Genomic DNA, 21,289 nt, shown 5'->3' on the forward strand with positions numbered 1-21,289 from the left:
ACTGTGTCGCACTTTCCACCCCACCACTTTCAAGGAGCACGGCCATGAATATTCCCTCGGTCGAGACCACCATCCGTCTCATCAGCACCGGCAAAGTCGCCGGCAGCACGTGCAGCACCGACCTGGCGACGCCTCCGTGGGAGCTCGACGCCGGCACGCCCGGCTACGGACCCGGTTCGTCGATGGGCGACGTGATACCGGCCGGGTCGCCCCGTCAGGGCGCGCTGCCGGAGCGCTACCGCACCGCCTCACCGGAGGAACTCAGCGCACGCATCGTCGAAGCCAAAAACGTGCTCGGCGATTCGGTGGTCATCCTCGGTCACTTCTACCAGCGCGATGAGGTGCTGCGCCACGCGGATTTCGTCGGCGATTCCTTTCAGCTGGCCCAGGCCACGCAGAGCCGTCCCGACGCAGCTGCGATCGTGTTCTGTGGCGTGCACTTCATGGCAGAAACCGCCGATCTGCTCTCCGGCGGCGACCAGGCCGTGATTCTGCCCAACCTCGCCGCCGGCTGTTCCATGGCCGACATGGCCGACATCGACTCCGTCACCGAGTGCTGGGAGCAGCTCGTGGACCTCTACGGCACGGCTCCGGATGCTTCCGGCCGAGTTCCCGTGATTCCCGTCACCTACATGAACTCCTCCGCGGCGCTCAAAGGCTTTTGTGGAGAGCACGGCGGCATCGTCTGCACCTCCTCGAACGCCCAGGCCGTGCTCGAGTGGGCGTTCGAACGTGGCCAGCGGGTTCTGTTCTTTCCCGACCAGCACCTCGGCCGCAACACCGCCAAGGCCATGGGCGTTCCGCTGGCACAGATGCCGATGTGGAATCCGACCAAACCGCTCGGAGGCAACACGGCCGAGCAACTCGATGACGCCCGGGTCGTGCTCTGGCACGGCTTCTGCAGCGTGCACCGCCGCTTCACCGTGCCGCAGATCCAGGCCGCCCGCGCTGAACACCCAGGCGTGCAGGTCATCGTGCACCCGGAATGCCCGATGGAGGTCGTTGACGCCGCCGACTCGGCCGGATCCACCGACTTCATCGCCAAGACGATCGCCGCCGCTCCGGCCGGCACGACCTTTGCGATCGGAACCGAGATCAACCTCGTGAACCGTCTCGCCGCCGAGCATCCCGAGCACGAGATCTTCTGCCTCGACCCGGTGATCTGCCCCTGCTCGACCATGTACCGAATCCACGCCGGCTACCTGGCCTGGGTGCTCGAGGCACTCGTCGGCGGTGGCGAAGCGCCCGGTCAGGTTCTCAACCAGATCACGGTCTCGGCCGATGTCGCCGGGCACGCGCGACTTGCCCTCGAGCGGATGCTCGCAGCCCGGCCACCGGTTCTGGTCGGCGCCTGACATGGCGTCGATCCTCGTCATCGGCAGCGGCCTCGGTGGCTTGCTGGCCGCCGTGCGCGCAGCGGATGCCGGACACCATGTGGTCCTCGTCACCAAGTCGGTACTGCCAGAGAGCAATACCCGCTATGCGCAGGGCGGCATTGCCGCTGCCCTGTTTCGGGACGACTCGGTCGACGCGCACGTGCTCGACACCCTGCGCGCCGGTGCCGGACTGTGCGAGCCGGCCGCGGTACGGGTGCTCTGCGAAGAAGGCCCGGCCCGGGTGCGCGACCTCATCCGCTTCGGCGTGGACTTCGACCGGGACGAGTCGGGCGTGGCGCGCGGACTGGAAGCGGCACACTCACGCTCGCGTGTCGTGCACGCCGGCGGCGACGCGACCGGGGCCGCCGTCGAGGCTGCCCTCGTGGCGACCGTGCGACGCCGGGCCTCGATCGACGTGCGCGAACATACGATGCTCGTCGACCTGTTGGTCGACGGCGGCGTCGTGGGGGGCGCCCGCGTTCTCGGCCCGGACAACGTGCAGCGAACCGTCGAAGCCGACGCCGTGATCCTCGCCACCGGCGGTGCCGGCGCCCTCTACACCCACACCACCAATCCCTCGGTCGCGACCGGTGACGGAGTAGCGGCGGCGTACCGTGCCGGCGCAAACGTTGTCGATCTGGAGTTCTACCAGTTTCACCCGACCGCCCTGGCCGTGCCCGGCACCCCGCTCGTGTCCGAGGCGGTGCGGGGTGAAGGCGCCGTTCTGCGCAGTCTCCTCGCCGATCGCTTCATGCTCGCCGAACACCCCGACGCCGAACTCGCGCCACGCGATGTCGTCGCCCGTGCCATCGCCCGCCAGATGGAACGACAGGGCGGCTCCCCGGTACTGCTCGACGCGACCGCGCTCGGACGCGAGCTGCTCGAAACCCGGTTCCCCACCATCACGACAGCCTGCCGGGCGGCAGGTCTCGACTGGGCGATCGAGGCCATCCCGGTGGCGCCGGCCGCGCACTACTGGATGGGCGGCGTCGCAACGGATACCTGGGCCCGCACCAGCCTGCCCGGGCTCTTCGCCGTCGGCGAGGTCGCTCACACCGGAGCGCACGGCGCCAACCGGCTCGCCTCCAATTCTTTGCTCGAAGCGGCGGTTTTCGCCGACCGCGCAGTGCGCGCGCTCGGCCAGCCGTGGCCAACCGGCGCGACCCGCACCGCAAAGCGCCCCCATCCGCCGGTCGAAATCTCGACCAGCTCGATCCCTGGCCTGCCCGACGAGACCGCCATAAAGTTACCGTCCGCTGACGCCAGCACGCTGGTTGATCGCCCAACGCTCCAACAGCTCCTCTGGGACCTCGCCGGGGTGCACCGTTCGGGTGGCGGCCTGGCTACCGCCGCCGCCCTCCTCGCCGGGTGGACCGCACCGGAACAGACCAGCACCTCGGTCGCCGCCCTCGAAGACCGCAACCTGCTCGGTCTCGGCCGGCTGCTCGTGGCCGCCGCCCTGGCCCGCGAAGAGTCCCGCGGCGCGCACTACCGCTCGGACTTTCCCGAACCCCGGCCCGAACTGGCCCGCTCAGTTACGCAAGCACGACACATACAACCACTCCCACTCGTTGCGGCCCAGGAGGCCATCGCATGCTGACCGACCATTCCATCACCGTTGTAGTGCAGGCCGCCCTCGACGAGGACGCCCCGTGGGGCGATCTCACCTCGGCCGTGCTCATTCCCGAAGACGCTGTCGCGACGGCCCGGCTCGAAGCGCGCGAACCGGGCGTATTCAGCGGAGGCGCCGTGTTCGCCGCCGCCTTCGCCCTGACCGACGCCCGCATCGAGGTACGCCCGTTCGTCACCGACGGCGACCCGTTCGCTGCGGGTGCAACGCTCGCCGAAGTGACCGGCCCGGCCCGCGGCATCCTGCAGGCGGAGCGCATCGGCCTGAACTTCGTGCAGCGGATGAGCGGAATCGCCACCCTGACCGCCCGGTACGTGGCCGAGACGGCTGGCACCCAGGCCCGCATCGTGGACACCCGCAAGACCACCCCCGGGCTGCGCGCCCTGGAGCGGCAGGCCGTTCGCGATGGCGGCGGCCACAACCACCGGTTCAGCCTCTCCGACACCGTCATGGCCAAGGACAACCACCTCGCTGTGCTCGCGGCCGGGCCACTCAGCCTGACCGAGGCGCTGCTGGCCGTGCGCGCCCGCCTCTCGCACACCACCCACTTCGAGGTGGAGGTCGACCGCCTCGACCAGATCGAAGACGTAATCGCCGCCGGCATCGACACGATCATGCTCGACAATTTCAGCCCCGACGACCTGCTCGCGGGCGTCGCTCAGGTCGCCGGGCGCGCGATCGTCGAGGCGAGCGGCGGTGTGTCGCTGGCGACGGTGCGCGAGATCGCGGCATCCGGTGTCGATGTCATCTCGGTGGGAGCGCTCACACACAGCGTGCACTCTCTCGACCTCGGCCTCGATATCGCCATTCGAGTGAACACGCCGGCCGGGTTCGCGCTCTAGACCCATGATCTACCTGGACAACGCCGCGACGACCCCGGTGCGCCGCGAAGCACTCGAGGCCCTGTGGCCGCATCTGACCGGCAGTTTCGGTAACCCGTCGAGCCACCATCAGGTTGGCGAAGCTGCGGCGGCCGCACTGCTGGAGGCACGGCGCAGCGTGGCGCAGTCGCTCGGGTGTCGTCCCGGCGAGGTTGTGTTCACGAGCGGCGGCACCGAGAGCGACAACCTCGCGATCAAAGGCATAGCGCTGGGCACCCCGCGCGGCCGCCACGTGGTCACCACCGCGATCGAGCACGAAGCCGTACTGGAATCCTGCGACTACCTGCACCGCCTGCACGGTTTCGAGATCACACTGCTGCCGGTGGATGCCGCCGGCCGCGTCGACCCCGCTGGCCTGGCCCGTGCGCTTCACCCCGACACGACCCTGATCTCCGTGCACTATGCCAACAATGAGGTCGGCACGGTGCAGCCCCTGGCCGAACTGGCCGCTGTAGCTCACGCCGCTGGCGTTTCGTTCCATACCGATGCGGTGCAAGCCGGCGGCTGGCTCGACCTTGACGTGACGAGGCTCGGCGTGGATGCGCTGAGCCTGTCCGGCCACAAACTCGGCGCTCCCCCCGGCATCGGTGCCGTCTTTCTGCGCGGGCGTCTGCCGATCGAACCGCTGCTGCACGGTGGCGGGCAGGAACGCGGCAAACGCAGCGGTACCGAGAACGTCGCCGGGGCGGTGGCTCTGGCCGTGGCGCTACGTCTGGCCGTCGCGGAACGCGCTCTGGCCGCCAGTCGAACCGGCGCTCTGCGCGATGAATTTATCGCCACCGTGCTGGGCGAGACCCCGTCGGCCCGCCTCACCGGACACCGCACCGAACGCCTGCCGGGCACCGCGTCGTTCGTGTTTCCAGGCACGAGCGGCGAGGCGGTGCTGCTCGAGCTCGAACAACGCGGCATCGTCTGTTCGAGTGGGTCCGCCTGCGCGGCCGGAAGCAGCGAGCCCTCGCACGTGCTCACAGCGATGGGCCTGTCGGCCGACGTGGCTCAGACAGCGGTGCGGTTCACGCTGGGCGCTGGTACGACGGCGGAGGAGGCGGCCGCGGGCGCAGCATCCGTTCGTGCAGCAGTCGCCGCGGTGGCCCGGCTCGGCGTGTGAATTACTGACGACCAACAGCATGACCTGATATTGTCATGACAATTGGCCAAACCGGTTGGCTTGTCAGTGAGGTGCCTTTTGAGCGCGAAGGAAGAAAACACCCTCCCCATGGGAATGTTCATGGATCTAGAACGGTCCGGCCCGATTCCCCTATATTTCCAAGTCTCCCAGCGCATCGAGAAGGCCATTCTCAGCGGCGAACTGCCAGCCGGATCACGCCTCGAGAACGAGGTCGCCCTCGGCCAACGCCTGGGCCTCAGCCGCCCAACCGTGCGCCGCGCCATCCAGGAAATCGTTGACAAGGGCCTGCTGGTGCGTCGTCGCGGCATCGGCACCCAGGTCGTGCACGGCCAGGTGACGCGCAAGGTCGAGTTGACCAGCCTCTACGACGACCTCACTAGCACGCACAAGGCGCCCTCGACCCACCTGCTGACCCTCGAATCGCAGGCAGCGGATGCGAAAACAGCCGAGCGCCTCGGAATCGAGGAAGGCACGCCCACGCTCCACTTGCGCCGGGTGCGCTTGGCCGACGACGTGCCAGTGGCCGTCATGGAAAATTGGCTGCCCGAGGAGTTCATCGGCATCGAACCCGAGGACCTCGTCGCGCACGGCCTCTACCAGGTGCTGCGCTCGCGCGGAGTGACGATGCGCGTCGCCCGCCAGCACATCGGTGCCCGCAAGTCCACCAACGAAGAATCCGCCTTGCTGGAGATCGAGAAGAACTCGGCCCTGCTTACGATGGACCGCACAGCATTCGACAACTCAGGTCGCGCTGTCGAGTTCGGCCAACACTGCTACCGCCCCGACTTGTACTCCTTCGAAGTGACGCTGGTCGAGAAGTAGCGCAACGTCGTCTGGCCGCCTGAACCCCCACAGGGTCAGCCGGCCAGATCTTTTCCTGAGGCGAGCTAGGAGCGAGCGAGCTCGTGCGCCAGCGCGTCGAGTTCTGCTCCGCCCGCCATGAGCTTGGTCATTTCCTCGATCGTGATCTCGCTCTTCTTGAAATCGCCGAGGCTGGTTCCGCGCTTGAGCAGCAGGAACCGGTCGCCGACGGGATAGGCGTGGTGCGGGTTGTGCGTGATGAAAACTACCCCGAGGCCGCGGTCGCGGGCCTGCGCGATGTACTTGAGCACCACACCGGCCTGCTTGACGCCCAGAGCGGAGGTCGGCTCGTCGAGGATGACGACCTTTGCGCCGAAATACACGGCGCGTGCGATGGCCACCGACTGGCGTTCACCGCCCGACAGGGTGCCGATCGGCTGGTCGACATCGCGCAGGTCGATGCCCATCTTGGCGAGCTCTTCCTTGGTGATCCGGCGCATGCCCTTGACGTCCAGCTGGCTGAACGGGCCGAACCCACGAGTCACCTCCGAGCCCAGAAAGAAGTTTCGCCAGACCGGCATCAGCGGAACCACGGCGAGATCCTGGTAGACCGTCGCGATCCCCAGATCCAGGGCCTCACGTGGGCTGCCGAAGGTGCGCTCGATCCCGTAGGCGAGCAGTTTGCCCTGGGTGTGGGCGTGCGCCCCGGACAGAATCTTGATGAACGTCGACTTTCCGGCACCGTTGTCCCCCAGCACACAGAGGACTTCACCGACCCCGACCGAGGCCGACACACCCTGCAGCGCCAAAATGGAACCGTAGGTCTTGCCGATGTCCCGAACTTCGAGAATGGGCGCGGCAGCGGATGCTTCTGCGTGCGTCATGAGCGAACTCCTGCCTGGCGGCGTACATAGAGGTTGACGAGCACGGCCAGCAGCAGCATCCCACCGAGGAAAGCCTTGAGCCAGTTGTTGTCCCACTGGGCGAACACGATGCCCTGCAGGGTCATGCCGTAGATGAGGGCACCGAGCGCCGCACCGATGGCCGAACCGTAGCCGCCGGTCAGCAGGCAGCCGCCGACCACGGCACAGATGATGTAAATGAACTCCTGGCCGATGCCGGTGGTGGCCTGCACGGTCGATACATCGAACAGCTGCAGCATTCCGACCAGCCACCCGGCACCGGCCGTGGTCATGAACAGGCCCATTTTGACCTTCATGACCGGCACGCCTACCTGGCGGGAGCTGGTGATCTGTCCACCGACCGCGAAGATCCAGTTGCCAGCGCGGGTACGCAGCAGAATCCAGGTGGCGAGGGCGGTAATAGCGAGCCACCAGACGATGGAGATCTTTACGTCCATGCCGAACAGGCTGAAGGAAGAGCCAAAGAACACCCTGACGGCATCGAAGCCGGGCACGGCGCTCATGCCCTGAATTGATACGGTGCCGGTGATGATCTTCGTGACGGCGAGGTTCACTCCCTGCAGAATGAAAAAGGTGGCGAGCGTCACGATGAAGCTCGGCAGTCCCGTCTTCATGACCACGAAGGCGTTCGCAGCACCGATGGCGAGGGCAATAGCCAGGGCCATGACCAGGGCGAGCCAGATATTGACGCCCCATTCGGTCGTGACGATCCCCACGATCAGTCCCGTTGTACCGACCATGGCACCGGCGGAGAGGTCGAACTCTCCGCCGATCATGAGCAGGGCCACCGCGACGGCCATGATGCCGAACAGGGATGCGGAGTAGAGCCAGGTGGCCACGCCCGCCGGTGTCAGAAACGCCTGCGTTGAGACCGAGAAGAAGATGAAAATGGCGAGGGCGGCAACCGCCGCGCCGACCTCGGGTCGGCGCAGCAGCGTGATGATCAGGCCGGCGGGCTTGATCCGTTCATCGATCACCGCAGGTGCGGTGAGGGTCATCGCGTTCCATTCTTCGCGAACTTCGCGACCTGATCTGCGTTCTCCTTGGTAACGAAGCCGGGGCCGGAGTAGACCGGAAGACCGCCGCCGACAACGTCGCCGTTGCGCGCCTGCAGGGTGAGGAAGGTCACGGGGAGGTAGCCCTGGGAATAAGGCTGCTGATCGACGGCAAACAGGATCTTGTCGTCGAGGATCAACTGGGTGACGTCGGAGGACACATCGAAGGTCGCCAGTACGGCTGTGCTGGCGGCTTCCTCGATGGCTTGGCTGGCCGCGACGGCGATGCCCGGGTTCAGGGTGAGCACGCCATCGATGGACGCGTCCGCCAGAAGGCTGCTCTTGATGGTGTTCTGAGCGTCCGCGACGTTCGCGACGTCGACCTGAACGTTGGTGACCGTGCCGCCGAGGGTGTCCGCTGCACCATTGCAGCGTTCTTCCAGTCCGGTGTTGCCGGCCTCATGAATGACGCAGATGACGTTGCTGACGCCGCCTTCGGCGAGCTGCTCCCCCGCGCCCTGGCCGGCGATGAACTCACTCTGACCGATGTGGGTCTGTGCACCGAATTCCTTGGACTGGTCGAGACCGGAGTTGATGGTGATCACCGGGATTCCAGCGGCGACCGCCTTTTCAACCGCGTTCTGGACACCGTCGGGGTTGGCCATCGAGACGATGAGACCGTCCGGCTTCGTGGCGATAGCTGCGTCGATCAGCTGGCTCTGCTTCACCGGGTCGCCATCGCCTTGGTACGTGACGGTGACTCCCAAATCGGTGCCGGCCTGCTCCGCACCGCTCTTGACGACGTCCCAGAAGGTATCTCCCGGGGAGCCGTGGGTGACGACCGCGATCGTGACCTTGTCGCCGGATGCCGCAGCGTCGGTGGTCGTGGTGTCTGCAGTGTTGGTGGTGGCCGTGCAACCGGTAAGCGCGAGGGGCAGGACGACGAGCGCCGTCATCCAGCGATATTTGAACTTCATGAGTGAATCCTCCATTGGATACATGTGAATAGTGCTGTGTGTGGTGCGGGTGGTGCTGTCGGGACTGAGATGTTTTAGGGAGTCGCCAAAGCGGCGATAAAGTCTATGCTGGTGCGCACATCGGAGAGCGGGCCCTGGCCGACGGGTGGGTTTTCGGTCAGGATGGTGTCCTGCTCGAGCACGTAGTAGCCCGCATAACCGGCCGCCTCCAGCGAACGAACGATCGATGCGATGTCGATATCGCCGGATCCGAGCGGCGCGTACAGGCCCAGGCGCACCGCGTCGGTGTAGCTCAGGTCCTTGCGCTGTACCCGCTCGGCCAGTTCCCGGCGCACGTCCTTGAGGTGTACGTGGCTGATCCTGGCGGCGCTGCTGCGAGCCAGCTCAACCGGGTCGGTCCCACCGATGAGAAGGTGCCCGGTGTCGAGGCAGAGCCCGATCTGGGAGCCGTTCAACACCCGCGCAACATCGTCGCTCGATTCGATCATCGTTCCGACGTGCGGGTGGATCGATGCCACCACGCCACGTGCGGCCGCCGTTTGCACCAGACGATCGAGGTTGACGAGCAGCGTGACCCATTCCTGCTCGCTCAGCGTCGGCCTCGAGTCGTAACCGACCTGGCCGGTGTCGGCCGAGAGAACGAGCCGGGTTGCCCCGGCCGCGACGAACGAGTCGAGTTCAGCTTCGATAGCCGGAACGGGATCGATATCCACGTCGTGCAGCACAATCGGCACGAATCCGCCGACGGCCTTCAGCCCGGCATCGGAGAGAGTCGCCGATTTGTCGCTGGGACTGGCCGGAAGAAAACCTTCGGGGCCGAATTCCGTGGCCACGACACCGAGTTCTCGCATCTCGCCAAGAACGCGCTCGGGGGTGAGCTGAAATCCCCAACCGGGAACTTCGCACACGCCCCAGGAAATCGGTGCGGCGGCGATGCGGCTCAAGAGATTAGCGGATGCCTCGACCACGTTCAGCCCTTGACTTCGTCGAGGCGCACCGGGCGACCTTCGGCACGGGACTGCTCGGCGGCCTCGGCGATATAGAGCGCTTCGAGGGCGTCCCGCGGGGTGCACGGACTTGCGGTTTCACCCGCAGCGACGGCGACGAATCGGGCGAGCTCTGCTGCATAGGCGGAAGCGAATCGTTCCTGAAAGTTCGGCCAGGCCGACTCAGTGGGAAAGCTAACGCCCGGCTCAGCGCTGGTCAGTGGAACGCGCTCGTCGAGTCCGACCGATCGGTTTCCGAGGCTTCCGGCGAGTTCCATGCGCACGTCGTAGCCCGCGCCGTTGTAGCGCGAGCCCTGCACCGTGACCAGCGTGCCATCGTCAAGGGTGAGCAGGGCGGCGGACTCGTCGACGTCGCCGGCGTCGGCGAAGAAGGAGGCACCGCGGTTGGCGCCGGTCGCGAATACCGTAGCGACCTCGCGGCCGGTGACCCAGCGCAGAATGTCGAAGTCATGGATGTGGCAGTCGCGGTAGATTCCCCCGCTGTTGGGAATGTACTCCGCCGGCGGTGGAGTCGGGTCGCAGGTCAACAGATGCATCCGACGCAATTCGCCGATGTCACCCGCCTGCAGGGCACGCTTGGCTTCCACATAACCAGCGTCGAAGCGGCGCTGGAATCCGATCTGCACCGGAACGTCGTGACGCTCGACCTCTTCAACGAGCGCGATGCTCGAAGCGAGGCTTTCGGCGAGCGGCTTCTCACAAAAGGTGGGGATACCGGCGCGCACGGCCCGCACGATGAGCTCGGCGTGGGCCGAGGTCGGGGCGGCAATCACAATGCCGTCCGGCTTCGAGGCGAATGCATCGTCGATCGTGGCGGATTCTGAGCCGACCGAAGCGGCAGCGGCAGCGGCGCGGGCTGGATCGAGGTCGGCGATCAGGAGGTCGGTGACACCGGACTGTGCCTTCAATGTGCCGACGTGGGAGAGCCCGATCCTGCCGGCACCCAGAACTACGAATCGCACTTTATTGCCTCCACATTGAATTTGTTTTATTGTCCTGATGTTGTCGCTTTTGACCACGGTATACGGTTGCGAAACCGCCGTCAAGTGTTTGTCTTGACATACGAACAAATCTTTTCGACATGGGCTAGGCCCCTAGATAGGGGCGCTGACTTTCACGCTGCGCTACGTATTCCGCGCGTGCTTGTGTCGTGCTCTCGAGGGCAGAGGCTTCGGCCACCGGCACGTCCCACCAACTCTCCGTATCGGGCGAAAACAGGAGGGGGTCGCTATTGATATGGATCAGGGTCGCCGTTGTGGAAGCCTTCGCCGTTGCCACAGCCGCGGCCAGTTCAGCGATGGCGTCTGGCCCGGGCTCCACCCTGATCACGGCTATCCCGAGACTTGCCGCGTTGGCAGCCAGGTCGATCGGCAGCGTCACATCCGTTTCGAAATTGTTGTGGGACTTGTCCTGAAAACGGTATTGCGTGCCATAGCGCTGCGAGCCGACCGTGTCGCTCAGATGGCCGATGGACGCGTAGCCGTGATTTTGCACGAGCACGATGATGAATTTCAGGCCCTCCGCCACAGCCGACACGATCTCCGTGTGCATCATGAGATACGAACCGTCGCCGACCATGACGATCGAGTCGCGATCCGGGGCAGCCCGCCGCACACCGATGCCTCCGGCGATCTCGTACCCCATGCAGGAGAAGCCGTATTCCACGTGGTAGCCGAGTTCGTCGCGGACCCGCCAAAGCTTGTGCAGATCGCCAGGCAGCGAACCGGCCGCGCACACGACGACATCGCGCGGGTCGGAGGCCTGTTGCACCGCACCAATGATCTCGGACTGGGCTGGCAACGGCCGCCTACTCGGGGCGATGGCCGCATCGACGACCGAATTCCACTCCGCCTTCTCCAAGCGGATGCGATCGGCGAATTCAGCGTCGACCCGGTACCGATCGAGACCCACGGTGAGTTCAAGGAGTGCTTCCCGGGCATCCGCTACCACCGAAATTGCCGCGCCATGCTTGATCGCGTCGAAGGACGCTACGTTGATGTTGACGAAGCGCACGCCGGGGTGCTGGAAGGCGGTGCGGCTGGCGGTCGTGAAGTCGCTGTACCGCGTGCCGATCCCGATGACTAGGTCGGCGTCACGGGCGATGCGGTTGGCGGCGGTGGTGCCGGTAGCCCCCACCGCGCCGAGGCACTGTGGGTGGTCCCAAACCAGGGATCCGACGCCAGCCTGTGAGGTTCCGACAGGAATGCCGGTCAGCTCGACGAACGCCGCGAGCGCCGCAGCCGCATCGGAGTAGATGACGCCGCCGCCGGCGACGATCATGGGGCGTTTGGCCTCGTGAATGGCGCGCACGACCTGGTCGATGATGCCGCGATCCGGCCGGGGGCGACGGATCGGCCACTCGCGGTCGGCGAGAAACTCCACCGGCACGTCCAACGCCTGCGCCTGCACGTCCTCGGGAAGGCACAACGTGACCGCGCCGGTTTCGACCGGATCAGTGAGCACCCGCAGGGCGCCGATGGCCGCCGAAAACAGCTGTTCAGGGCGCTGCACCCGGTCGAAGAACCGCGACAAGGGCTTGAAAGCATCGTTCACGCTGATGCTCGCGTCGTTCGGAAGCTCGAGCTGCTGCAGCACCGGGTCAGCCGCCCGGGTAGCAAACGTGTCGGAGGGAAGGAGCAGAACGGGCAAACGGTTGATTGTCGCGAGGGCGGCACCGGTGAGCATGTTGGTGGCACCCGGCCCCACCGAGGCAGTGCAAGCGAAGGTCGACCGACGCCGACGCATCCTGGCGAAAGCCACCGATTCGTGCACCATCGCCTGCTCGTTGCGCGCCTGGTGATACGGCATCAGCGTCGGGTCCTCAACGGAGAGCTGTTTGAGCGCCTGGCCGATTCCCGCGACGTTTCCGTGGCCGAAGATGCCGAAGGTTCCCACGATGGTGCGTTCGCGCACGTCGCCGTCGACCGTGTACTGGTGCGCGAGAAACTCGATGAGTGCCTGGCTGACTGTCATACGACGAGTAGTCACTGCGTTGTGTCCTTTCGGGTGCTGCGGTGAAGTTAAGCAGTGTAGGGAAGCCGCGAGTCGAATTCCTGGCCCACCCAGGTGTCCCGAATCCAGCCGTGCGCCGGGTCATCGCTGATGCGCCACGAGCGGTCGGGATCCGGCCCGGCCATCACGTTGAGGTAGTAGAGGTCATAGCCGGGGGCTGCGACGCAGGGGCCGTGCCAGCCGAAGGGTACGAGAGCGACGTCGCCGGTGTGCACCTCCGCCATAATGTCGATGTCTCCGGCCTCCGAGGAATACGTGCGCATAAGGCCGAACGGACTCGCCGTCTCCGGCGCGCTCTGGCCGCGGGTGACGGCGGTCTCGAAGTAGTAGATCTCCTCGAGGCTCGACTCCACGCCGGGTGTGTACTCGTCATGCTTGTGCGGCGGGTAACTCGACCAATTCTCCGCCGGGGTGATCACCTCACACACGATCAGCCGGTCGGCCGCGAGGCTGCCCGGGGTACCGAAGTTGTGCACTTGGCGGCTGGAGCGACCAGCTCCGCGCAGCTCGATCGGGACATCCGCTTTCGGAATGTAAGCCACTGGAAGTGCCTGGTCGGTCGGCGCTTCAGCCACAGCCACCCGGCCTGCACCTTCGATCGAGAGCGCGGTACCGGTGGGCAAATACAGGGTGTCGGTGGGTCCGTGAAAAACGGATGCCCGCCCCGCGAGCACCTGGGAGCGTTGCTCGGTCTCGCCCGCGAGCGTGTAGCGCACCGTGAACGACCCGGCCAGGGGAACCACGATGCGTTCGACGGCTTCTGCGGCCAGCGACACGGAGTCTCCTGCGGCGAGGGCGGCGACGCGGATACCGGTGTAGCGCCATCCGCTGATGGACTTATCGACGACGGATTCCCAGCCGTCGTGTTCGAGGGAGCCCCGGGCGTAGAACCAGTCAGTGGATTGTGTTGTCATAGTCTGCTCTAAGCGTTCTGCGGGAAGCCGAGGTTGATGCCGCCGTGACTCGGGTCGAGCCAGCGGCTGGTGATGGCCTTGCCACGGGTGAAGAAGTGCACGCCCTCGACGCCGTGCGCTTTGGTGTCGCCGAACAGCGAGTTCTTCCAGCCGCCGAAGGAGAAGTACGACACGGGCACCGGGATCGGTACGTTGATGCCGATCATGCCCACCTCGATCTCGTTCTGAAAACGGCGAGCCGCGCCCCCGTCGTTGGTGAAGATGGCCGTTCCGTTGCCGAAAGCACCGGAGTTGATCAGATCGACGCCTTCCTCGTAGCTCGCCACACGCACCACCGACAGTACCGGCCCGAAGATCTCTTCGGTGTAAGCCTTGGACGTCACTGGCAGGGCATCGATCAGGGTCGGACCGAGCCAGAACCCATTCGGGTCCCCGTCGACCTCGATGCCGCGGCCGTCGACGACGATGTTGGCGCCGTCTTCCTTCGCGATCTCGATGTAGCTCGCGACCTTGTCTCGATGCACCTCGGTAACGAGTGGACCCATGTCGCAGGAACGGCGTCCGTCGCCCACGGTGAGGGTATTCATACGGGTGACGATCTTCTCGATCAGCACGTCGGCGACGGGCTCGACCGCGACGATCACGCTGATGGCCATGCAACGCTCCCCCGCGCTGCCGAAGCCGGCGTTGATAGCGGAGTCGGCCACGAGGTCGAGGTCGGCGTCGGGCAGCACCAGCATGTGGTTCTTGGCGCCACCGAGGGCCTGAATACGCTTGCCGTGGCGGGTGCCGGTTTCGTAGACATACTGGGCGATCGGGGTCGAGCCCACGAAGGAGATCGCCTTCACGTCGGGGTGTTCGAGCAGGCCGTCGACGGATTCTTTGTCGCCCTGCAGCACGGTGAACACGCCGTCGGGGAGGCCGGCTTCCTGGAGCAGCTTGGCCATCCAGATGGCCGCGCTCGGGTCTTTCTCACTCGGCTTCAGGATCACCGAGTTTCCGGCCGCGAGAGCGAGCGGAAAGAACCACATGGGCACCATGGCCGGAAAGTTGAACGGGCTGATCACGGCGACGACGCCGAGCGCCTGGCGGGTGGAGTACACGTCGACGCCGGTGGAGACGTTTTCGGAGTAGTCGCCCTTGAGCAGGTGCGGAATGCCGCAGGCAAATTCCACGACCTCCTGGCCGCGGGAGATCTCACCGAGGGCGTCGGAGAGTACCTTGCCGTGCTCGCTCGTGATGATCTCGGCCATCTCACCCTTGCGGGCGTTCAGCAGTTCGCGAAAGCTGAACAGAACCTGCTGGCGCTTGGCCATGGACAGGTCGCGCCAGGCTGGGAAGGCGGCCTTGGCGCTGGTGATGGCGGCCGCAATCTCGGCCTGGTCGGCGAGCGAGACATTCTTGCTCACCGTTCCCAGCGCCGGGTCAAAGACCGGCGCGGTACGGCCGGAGGTTCCCGGCTGTTCCTTTCCGTCGATCCAGTGCGCGACGAGGGCTAAATCCGTGGCTAGTGCGGGCATGGGTGCTTCCTTCTGTACGAGAGTGGATGAGAGTTTTTAGGTGCCGTGCACGAGTTCGGCGGCGGTATCGATGGCCGCCTCGACGTTGCCGTCGTTCGGGTAGAGCAGGCTACGGCCCACGACGAGGCCGCGCACGCCGGGAAGCCCGAGGGCTTGGTGCCAGGATTCGAAAGTTTCGTCCTGGTCACCTACCGGGTCACCGCCGAGGAGCAGCGTCGGCAGCGTCGTCGCTGCCATCACACGCTCCATGTCGGCAACGACCGGCAGCTTCAGCCAGGAATACGCGCTGGAGTTGCCGAGGCCCTCGGCGATGGCAATCGAGAGGATGACGGCATCCGCCGTGAGGTCGTTCTTGACGCGACCGTCGACCCAGGAGCTCATGAACGGCTCCAGCATGATCGGGATGCCGGCCGCAGCCGCTTCGCTCACGGCGAGAGCTGTGGCCTCGAGGGTGGCGAGCGAGCCGGCATCCTCGAGGTTGATGCGCACGAGGTTCTTGGCGAAGTCGAGGCGGTCGCGCTTGATGTTGTCGATGTCGTAGGCGGTGTAGCGGTCATCCATTTCGAAGGACGACCCCCAGAGCCCGCCACGGTTCATCGACCCGACCACGATCTTGTCATCGAGCAGACCGAGCAGGGCCAGGTCGTCGATGATGTCTGGGGTGCCCAGCACGCCGTCAACGCCCGGGCGGGAGAGCGCCGTCGCGAGGCTTTCGAGCAGCGCATAACGGTTGGCCATGGCGTTGGCGTCGTTTCGCACGCCGAGGGCGCCACGGGCGCGGTGATCGGCGGCCACGATAAAAAGTCGGCCGTCACCGCGAATCAGCTCTCGGCGGGCGCGGCTGGCCAAAATCTCGCCGATGCGTTCGGGGTGCGCCGCACGGGCATCGCGCAGCGCGTCGAAGTCAAGCCTGGTCATCCCGGCAGTCCCTTCATGATTTCTTCAACCTCACTGGTCGTGGGCATGGCGGTCGAGCATTCGCGGCGGCTGGCGACGATGGCGCCGGCTACGTTAGCGAATTGCAGGATGCGGCGCAGCGGCCAGTTCTGCAGCAGTCCGTAACAGAGCGCCCCGCCGAAACTATCTCCGGCGCCGAGGCCGTTGACGACGTCGACGAAGTACGGCGGCACTTCGACGGTCTCGGTGCGAGTCTTCGCGAGCACACCCTTTGGGCCCTGTTTGACGATGGCCAATTCGATGCCACGTTCCAACAGCGCATCGGCGGCGCGTAGTGGTTCGGTCTCGCCGACGGCGACCTCGCACTCCTCCTTATTGCCGACCGCGACCGTGGCGTGGTCGAGGGCGAAGGTCACTTGGGCGCTCGCCTCCGCGGGCGATGCCCAGAACATCGGCCGGTAGTCGAGGTCGAGAATGGTCAGCGGGCTGCGCCCCCGGGCCCGCCAGGCCGCGAAGTGAGCGGACCGGCTGGGCTCTTCAGAGAGGCCGGTCACGGTCGACCAGTAGATGCGGGCGTTCTTGATGGCTTCAAGGTCGAGTTCGTCTGCGTTAATGACGAGGTCAGGGGCTTTCGGCGCACGGTAAAAGTAGAGCGGAAAGTTGTCGGGCGGAAAGATCTCGCAGAACACGACGGGGGTGTTGAGGTCGGGCACGCCAGAGACGTACTCATCGCTCACACCGAGGCGGCGCAGCTCCTGGTGAATGTAGTTGCCGAACGGGTCGTTTCCGGTGCGCGTGACGACCGCTGAGTTCAAGCCGTGGCGCGCAGCAGCGACGGCGACGTTAGTGGCGCTGCCACCGAGGTACTTGCCAAAGGTCGAGACGTCTTCCAGGCCGACACCGTCTTGCAGCGGATAGATGTCAACGCTGACGCGACCGATGGTCAGCACGTCGTGTGGGGTGCGGGGTGAAGTCGTCATACGTCGATGGGCAACTTTCAGAACTGGGAGCGGTCGGCGTTGCGCCGTTTCTCCACAGTAGCGCTCTTTGCGCTTAATGTCATGACATATTCACAATCACATTTTTCAAAGCGGATACGGCATGGCCGGGTCGGCAGAATTGCGCGCGTTGGTCCGATCAGCGAAGAGGCACGCTCGATCGACGGGATGGCCGGGTCCGCAGTATTGTTCCCGTTGGTCGATGGCGATCTCGACGGGCTCGATCAGCGGCGTGGGTGGGGCGCTCAGCGGAATGGGCAGAACTCACGTCGCCCAATCCGTCGGTCGAGCTCGCCGAGACCAGCGTGAAACTGGCGTGACCCGATCTCGAGAACGCGACAGTTGCGACGCAGCATGGCACAGTCACTGAGGCTGGGTACGTCGTCCTGACTAGCGAAGACACGAAAAAGCCCCCGGAACCTAAGGTTCCGGGGGCATCTGTTGCGGGGGCAGGATTTGAACCTACGACCTCTGGGTTATGAGCCCAGCGAGCTACCGAACTGCTCCACCCCGCGCCGTTGACCGCTTCGCGGCGGTCATCCTTCGAAAGAACCTTATCAGGTCCAGGTTTCTCGACCCAGCTGCTTTCCTTGGTCTTACTAGACTACCTCACTCTCCGTGGTCACTCGAGCCACCTCGGCCTCGTTTGGGGCGCCACATAGCTGTCCGTGCCGAGCACGACAGCCCGGCCCCGGCATCCGTCGTGCCGCCGTTCTGGCATCGGCACCCCGAGCTCGTCTGACGGATGAGTACATTCGTTACCCCACCTCGGGTGGCGTGGCTCAAACCGCACCCCTCGACGTCGATAACTGTCTCAGTTGGTTGTGACTGTGGAGGCAGACGTCACCAGCGAACCCGCCTGGCCTAGGTATCCGACTGCACTCAGTCGAGTTGCTCGATCAGCTCATCCACGGCGGCCGCGCACAGGCGCTCGTCGAGCACCATGAGCCCGGCTCCTCGGATTCCCGCATCGGGACCGCCCCGGGCTGGCACAATGTTGAGGTGCTGATTCGCTAGGGGAATCGATCGCCGGTATACCACTTCGCGTATACCCGCGATGATCTCCTGCACGTTGACGCCCAACCGTCCACCAATGACAACGACAGATGGGTTCAAGACGCTCACGCACATAGCCGTGACCTCGCCGATGGCTCGCCCCGCCTCGCGCGCGGCGGCAATCGCTGTAAGGTCACCCATTCTGATGCGATTGGTGACGTCACCGGGCTCGATGTTCGCGGCGCCATCCCGACTGAGATACGCCGCTATCGCCGGGGCGCTGGCCGTCGCCTCCAGGTCACGGTCGTTGGCGGTACCAGGAACCTGCACATGTCCAATGTCGCCTGCGGAACCCCGGGAACCGCGCTGCAGCACTCCGCCCAAGATGATTCCCGCGCCGATTCCCGTAGACACCTTGATAAAGAGCAAGTCATCGACTGCAGGCCACTGGGTGGCTCGCTCACCGAGGGCGAGCAGGTTTACATCGTTGTCGACCAGAACCGTGGCCATCAGACTCCGGCGCACAAAAGCAGGAATGTCGAACCCGTCCCAGCCCGGCATAATCGGGGGACGAATGGGGCGGCCGGTCGAATGCTCTACGGGGCCGGGCACTCCCACACCAATCCCCAACAGATCTCGCGGCTGACGACCGCTGGCGGCGAGTAAGCGCTCTGCCGTGGTGACGGCCCAGGTGAGAATTTCAGTCGGGCCGTTGGCGATATCAAGTACCCGGGTTTCCTGACAGAGCACTTCACCGGACAGATCAAGAACGCCCACGGTGCCGTGGGTGGCGCCCAGGTCGATTCCTATACAGACCCTCGAAACTTGATCAAACATCAGGCGCGCGGCGGGGCGGCCGCCGGACGCCGCTGCAGTTCCAGTCGGGGCCACCAAGCCGATCGCTGTGAGCGCGGCCAGTCTGTTCACCACGCTGGTTCTCGCTAACCCTGTCTCGTCAACAAGCTCGGATCGCGTGCGTGGCCGTCCATCACGGAGCAGCTGAAAGAGGTCGCCGGCACCGGATGAAAACATCTCTCGCATCCCAACTCATGAAGGGCCAATGGATAAAAAGAACACTACCGGATCGAACTCCGGCCTAAAAGATCTCTCTATTGACACTGTAATGTCATAAGTGCTACTTTCAACCCAGTACAGACAAAATACAAGGAGGTATAAGTGATGAAGTTCGCCTACGAGGCCAATGCATGGGGCGGTGTAGTGGGTACGCCCGGTGCAGTGACTGACCTCGGATCGGGTTTCTACGTAACGCCCGGAGACGTGCATCAGACCATCGAGGCGATCGCTGCCGCCGGCTACACCGGAATCGAGTTGTTCGACGGCAACCTCCTCCCCTTCGAAGAATCGATCGGCAACTTCGTATCTGCCGTGCACGCCAACGGCCTTGAGGTCGCTGGCGTCTACACCGGCGGACACTTCATCTACGCCGACGCCCAGGAGGACGAACTCGCTCGCTTTGATCGGTCCATTCGGTTAGCTGCATCGGCGGGTGCGCGCCACTACGTAATCGGCGGCGGCGCAGTGCGTTCCACCGGCCGTCGAGCACAGGACTACGAGACGGCCGGCGCTTTCCTCGACACCGTCGCCGAACGAGCACAGGCAGCTGGCCTCATTCCCAGTTACCACCCGCACCTGGGGAGCATTGCTCAAGCTCCGGATCACATTGACGCCCTTTTCGCCGCCACCTCAATCGGTCTCTGTGCCGACGTCGCACACATCGCCGCAGGCGGTGGCGATCCCGTAGCGGTCATTCGAAAATACGCCGACCGTCTGGCATACGTACACCTGAAAGACCTCAATCACCAGACCAACGCGTTCCTTCCTCTCGGGGCTGGCGACCTGGACCTGAATGCCATCATCTCTGAAGTCGTCGACGCGGGGTATCAGGACTGGATCACCGTCGAACTCGATGGATACGAGGGTGACGAAGATGAGGCCGCCAAGAGAAGTCTCACATTTCTGCAAAATAAAACGTTTACCGACCCAGCACGACCCTAAACACAATCACGATATTTCCGAGCAAAGGAGCATGGAGAATGAAAGTTACGTCAACGCTTGTCGCTGTAGTGGCGGCCGCCGGTCTATTTGCATTGACGGGGTGTACCCCGTCCGCGCAATCCACCGCGTCCGAGGTTTCACCTGAGGTCACCGCTCAGATAGATGCGGCCCTCGCGAACATCACCGGCAAAGTTTTCAGTACCGGTCCCAACGGCGAACAACCCGCCTCCGTCGACACCACGACAGTGACCGACGAACAGGCGACCGAGATCGCGAGCATGGGGCTAACTGCCGCGATCGTGATGCACTACGGCGGAAACGACTGGGCAAACGCCCAAATCGCCGGCCTGAACGCGGAGTTCGACCGCCTCGGCATCGAAGTCATCGCAACCACGGATGCTAACTTCAACCCGGCCACGCAAGTCGCCAACATCGAGACGGTTCTAGCTCAGAACCCCGATATCATCGTTTCCATTCCCACCGATCCTGTGGCAACGGCTAGCGCCTACCGGAAGGCCAGTGATCAGGGCGTCAAACTCGTCTTTATGGACAATGTGCCCCAGGGCTTCGTTGCCGGTCAGGATTACGTTTCGATGGTGTCGGCCGACAACTACGGGAACGGGGTCACCTCGGCCTATCTCCTCGCCCGCTCCCTCGGTGGCCAGGGAACGATCGGCGTGATCTATCACGAAGCCGACTTCTTTGTCACACAGCAGCGCTACGCGGGCTTCACGAAAACGATCGCCGACGAGTTCCCCGATATAAAAATCGTTCAGGAGCAGGGAATCGCCGGGCCTGACTTCGCGGGCGATGCCCAAGGCGTGGCCAACGCCATGCTCACCAAAAACCCAGACCTCGACGGCATCTGGGCTGTTTGGGACGTACCAGCGGAGGGCGTTATGGCCGCGGCCCGGGAGACCGGGCGCACCGATATCAAGATCGCCACTGAAGACCTCGGCACAAACGTTGCCATCGCGCTGGCCAAGAATCAGATGATCGTTGGCCTCGGAGCTCAGCTTCCCTATGACCAAGGCGTCGCCGAAGCCGACCTCGCCGCGCTCAGCATGCTCGGTCTGGAAGTACCGGCATACGTCGCTCTCAGCTCGCTGCCCGTCGACCACAAGAACGTGCTTGAGGCTTGGGAGACCGTGTATCACTCGGCTCCCCCAGCTGCCATCAAGGACGCCTACGTCGACTAATAGCCGATGATCGGCTCG

The 21,289-nt window shown here is 64.7% G+C and carries 18 protein-coding genes and 1 tRNA gene; 7 read left to right on the forward strand and 12 right to left on the reverse strand.

Annotated elements, in window-relative coordinates:
• Positions 1 to 44: 44 nt before the first annotated feature.
• The 5 genes from nadA to CXY74_RS14470 all read left to right on the forward strand — a co-directional run bounded on the left by nadA (position 45) and on the right by CXY74_RS14470 (position 5,838).
• On the forward strand, positions 45 to 1,355 hold the full coding sequence (nadA, locus tag CXY74_RS14450; protein ID WP_104201053.1) for a quinolinate synthase NadA: 1,311 nt from the start codon (positions 45 to 47) through the stop codon (positions 1,353 to 1,355).
• 1 nt (position 1,356) lies between these two features.
• Positions 1,357 to 2,976 carry an L-aspartate oxidase gene (gene nadB, locus CXY74_RS14455; protein ID WP_104201054.1) on the forward strand — a complete coding sequence of 540 codons (1,620 nt, stop codon included), beginning with the start codon at positions 1,357 to 1,359 and terminating at the stop codon, positions 2,974 to 2,976.
• Positions 2,970 to 3,848: a carboxylating nicotinate-nucleotide diphosphorylase gene (nadC, locus tag CXY74_RS14460; protein WP_104201055.1), complete on the forward strand. Its 879-nt coding sequence runs from the start codon at positions 2,970 to 2,972 to the stop codon at positions 3,846 to 3,848. The genes nadB and nadC overlap by 7 nt, the downstream gene beginning before the upstream one ends.
• 4 nt (positions 3,849 to 3,852) lie before the next feature.
• The gene (locus CXY74_RS14465) at positions 3,853 to 4,995 is read left to right on the forward strand and encodes a cysteine desulfurase family protein (protein WP_104201056.1); all 1,143 of its coding nucleotides are present in this window, start codon (positions 3,853 to 3,855) and stop codon (positions 4,993 to 4,995) included.
• A 120-nt stretch (positions 4,996 to 5,115) separates the two neighbouring features.
• Entirely contained in the window at positions 5,116 to 5,838 is a 723-nt protein-coding gene (locus CXY74_RS14470) for a GntR family transcriptional regulator (protein ID WP_370446158.1), read from the forward strand.
• A 65-nt stretch (positions 5,839 to 5,903) separates the two neighbouring features.
• Here CXY74_RS14470 and CXY74_RS14475 read toward each other — a convergent pair whose 3' ends face one another.
• From CXY74_RS14475 to CXY74_RS14530, 12 genes are all read right to left on the reverse strand, one after another.
• Positions 5,904 to 6,701: an ATP-binding cassette domain-containing protein gene (locus tag CXY74_RS14475; RefSeq protein ID WP_104201058.1), complete on the reverse strand. Its 798-nt coding sequence runs from the start codon at positions 6,699 to 6,701 to the stop codon at positions 5,904 to 5,906.
• Positions 6,698 to 7,738: an ABC transporter permease gene (locus tag CXY74_RS14480; RefSeq protein ID WP_104201059.1), complete on the reverse strand. Its 1,041-nt coding sequence runs from the start codon at positions 7,736 to 7,738 to the stop codon at positions 6,698 to 6,700. The genes CXY74_RS14475 and CXY74_RS14480 overlap by 4 nt, the downstream gene beginning before the upstream one ends.
• Positions 7,735 to 8,712, reverse strand: a complete 978-nt coding sequence (locus tag CXY74_RS14485; protein ID WP_104201060.1) for a sugar ABC transporter substrate-binding protein — start codon at positions 8,710 to 8,712, stop codon at positions 7,735 to 7,737. The genes CXY74_RS14480 and CXY74_RS14485 overlap by 4 nt, the downstream gene beginning before the upstream one ends.
• A gap of 74 nt (positions 8,713 to 8,786) precedes the next feature.
• A complete protein-coding gene (locus CXY74_RS14490; protein WP_104201170.1) occupies positions 8,787 to 9,656 on the reverse strand; it encodes a TIM barrel protein in 870 nt (289 codons plus the stop codon).
• Between the two features lie 26 nt (positions 9,657 to 9,682).
• Positions 9,683 to 10,681, reverse strand: a complete 999-nt coding sequence (locus CXY74_RS14495; RefSeq protein ID WP_104201061.1) for a Gfo/Idh/MocA family oxidoreductase — start codon at positions 10,679 to 10,681, stop codon at positions 9,683 to 9,685.
• Positions 10,682 to 10,805: 124 nt separating this feature from the next.
• Positions 10,806 to 12,692 (reverse strand): 3D-(3,5/4)-trihydroxycyclohexane-1,2-dione acylhydrolase (decyclizing), encoded by a 1,887-nt coding sequence (gene iolD / locus CXY74_RS14500; protein ID WP_104201062.1) that lies wholly within the window; start codon positions 12,690 to 12,692, stop codon positions 10,806 to 10,808.
• A gap of 47 nt (positions 12,693 to 12,739) precedes the next feature.
• Positions 12,740 to 13,645: a 5-deoxy-glucuronate isomerase gene (gene iolB, locus CXY74_RS14505; RefSeq protein ID WP_104201063.1), complete on the reverse strand. Its 906-nt coding sequence runs from the start codon at positions 13,643 to 13,645 to the stop codon at positions 12,740 to 12,742.
• Between the two features lie 8 nt (positions 13,646 to 13,653).
• The gene (locus tag CXY74_RS14510; RefSeq protein ID WP_104201064.1) at positions 13,654 to 15,165 is read right to left on the reverse strand and encodes a CoA-acylating methylmalonate-semialdehyde dehydrogenase; all 1,512 of its coding nucleotides are present in this window, start codon (positions 15,163 to 15,165) and stop codon (positions 13,654 to 13,656) included.
• Between the two features lie 36 nt (positions 15,166 to 15,201).
• On the reverse strand, positions 15,202 to 16,083 hold the full coding sequence (locus CXY74_RS14515; protein WP_104201065.1) for a class I fructose-bisphosphate aldolase: 882 nt from the start codon (positions 16,081 to 16,083) through the stop codon (positions 15,202 to 15,204).
• Positions 16,080 to 17,042, reverse strand: coding sequence for a 5-dehydro-2-deoxygluconokinase (gene iolC / locus CXY74_RS14520; RefSeq protein ID WP_104201066.1), 963 nt, complete (start codon positions 17,040 to 17,042; stop codon positions 16,080 to 16,082). The genes CXY74_RS14515 and iolC overlap by 4 nt, the downstream gene beginning before the upstream one ends.
• 459 nt (positions 17,043 to 17,501) lie before the next feature.
• A tRNA-Met gene (locus tag CXY74_RS14525) sits at positions 17,502 to 17,575 on the reverse strand.
• A 367-nt stretch (positions 17,576 to 17,942) separates the two neighbouring features.
• Complete coding sequence (locus CXY74_RS14530; RefSeq protein ID WP_370446159.1) at positions 17,943 to 18,986, reverse strand: ROK family protein; 1,044 nt, start codon at positions 18,984 to 18,986, stop codon at positions 17,943 to 17,945.
• A gap of 249 nt (positions 18,987 to 19,235) precedes the next feature.
• Here CXY74_RS14530 and CXY74_RS14535 point away from each other — a divergent pair, with 249 nt between their 5' ends.
• Together CXY74_RS14535 and CXY74_RS14540 are read left to right on the forward strand one after the other, a co-directional pair.
• Positions 19,236 to 20,072 carry a sugar phosphate isomerase/epimerase gene (locus CXY74_RS14535; protein ID WP_104201068.1) on the forward strand — a complete coding sequence of 279 codons (837 nt, stop codon included), beginning with the start codon at positions 19,236 to 19,238 and terminating at the stop codon, positions 20,070 to 20,072.
• Positions 20,073 to 20,110: 38 nt separating this feature from the next.
• Positions 20,111 to 21,271 (forward strand): substrate-binding domain-containing protein, encoded by a 1,161-nt coding sequence (locus CXY74_RS14540; RefSeq protein ID WP_104201069.1) that lies wholly within the window; start codon positions 20,111 to 20,113, stop codon positions 21,269 to 21,271.
• The last annotated feature ends 18 nt before the right edge of the window (positions 21,272 to 21,289 follow it).

The sequence above is a fragment of the Cryobacterium sp. Y29 genome (assembly GCF_002929825.1).
Classification (GTDB): domain Bacteria; phylum Actinomycetota; class Actinomycetes; order Actinomycetales; family Microbacteriaceae; genus Cryobacterium.

Coding starts and splice junctions, on each gene's coding strand:
- nadA (WP_104201053.1), top strand. CDS start 45: ATGAATATTCCCTCGGTCGAGACCACCATCCGTCTCATCAGCACCGGC.
- nadB (WP_104201054.1), top strand. CDS start 1,357: ATGGCGTCGATCCTCGTCATCGGCAGCGGCCTCGGTGGCTTGCTGGCC.
- nadC (WP_104201055.1), top strand. CDS start 2,970: ATGCTGACCGACCATTCCATCACCGTTGTAGTGCAGGCCGCCCTCGAC.
- CXY74_RS14465 (WP_104201056.1), top strand. CDS start 3,853: ATGATCTACCTGGACAACGCCGCGACGACCCCGGTGCGCCGCGAAGCA.
- CXY74_RS14470 (WP_370446158.1), top strand. CDS start 5,116: ATGGATCTAGAACGGTCCGGCCCGATTCCCCTATATTTCCAAGTCTCC.
- CXY74_RS14475 (WP_104201058.1), bottom strand. CDS start 6,701: ATGACGCACGCAGAAGCATCCGCTGCCGCGCCCATTCTCGAAGTTCGG.
- CXY74_RS14480 (WP_104201059.1), bottom strand. CDS start 7,738: ATGACCCTCACCGCACCTGCGGTGATCGATGAACGGATCAAGCCCGCC.
- CXY74_RS14485 (WP_104201060.1), bottom strand. CDS start 8,712: ATGAAGTTCAAATATCGCTGGATGACGGCGCTCGTCGTCCTGCCCCTC.
- iolD (WP_104201062.1), bottom strand. CDS start 12,692: ATGACAGTCAGCCAGGCACTCATCGAGTTTCTCGCGCACCAGTACACG.
- iolB (WP_104201063.1), bottom strand. CDS start 13,645: ATGACAACACAATCCACTGACTGGTTCTACGCCCGGGGCTCCCTCGAA.
- CXY74_RS14510 (WP_104201064.1), bottom strand. CDS start 15,165: ATGCCCGCACTAGCCACGGATTTAGCCCTCGTCGCGCACTGGATCGAC.
- CXY74_RS14515 (WP_104201065.1), bottom strand. CDS start 16,083: ATGACCAGGCTTGACTTCGACGCGCTGCGCGATGCCCGTGCGGCGCAC.
- iolC (WP_104201066.1), bottom strand. CDS start 17,042: ATGACGACTTCACCCCGCACCCCACACGACGTGCTGACCATCGGTCGC.
- CXY74_RS14535 (WP_104201068.1), top strand. CDS start 19,236: ATGAAGTTCGCCTACGAGGCCAATGCATGGGGCGGTGTAGTGGGTACG.
- CXY74_RS14540 (WP_104201069.1), top strand. CDS start 20,111: ATGAAAGTTACGTCAACGCTTGTCGCTGTAGTGGCGGCCGCCGGTCTA.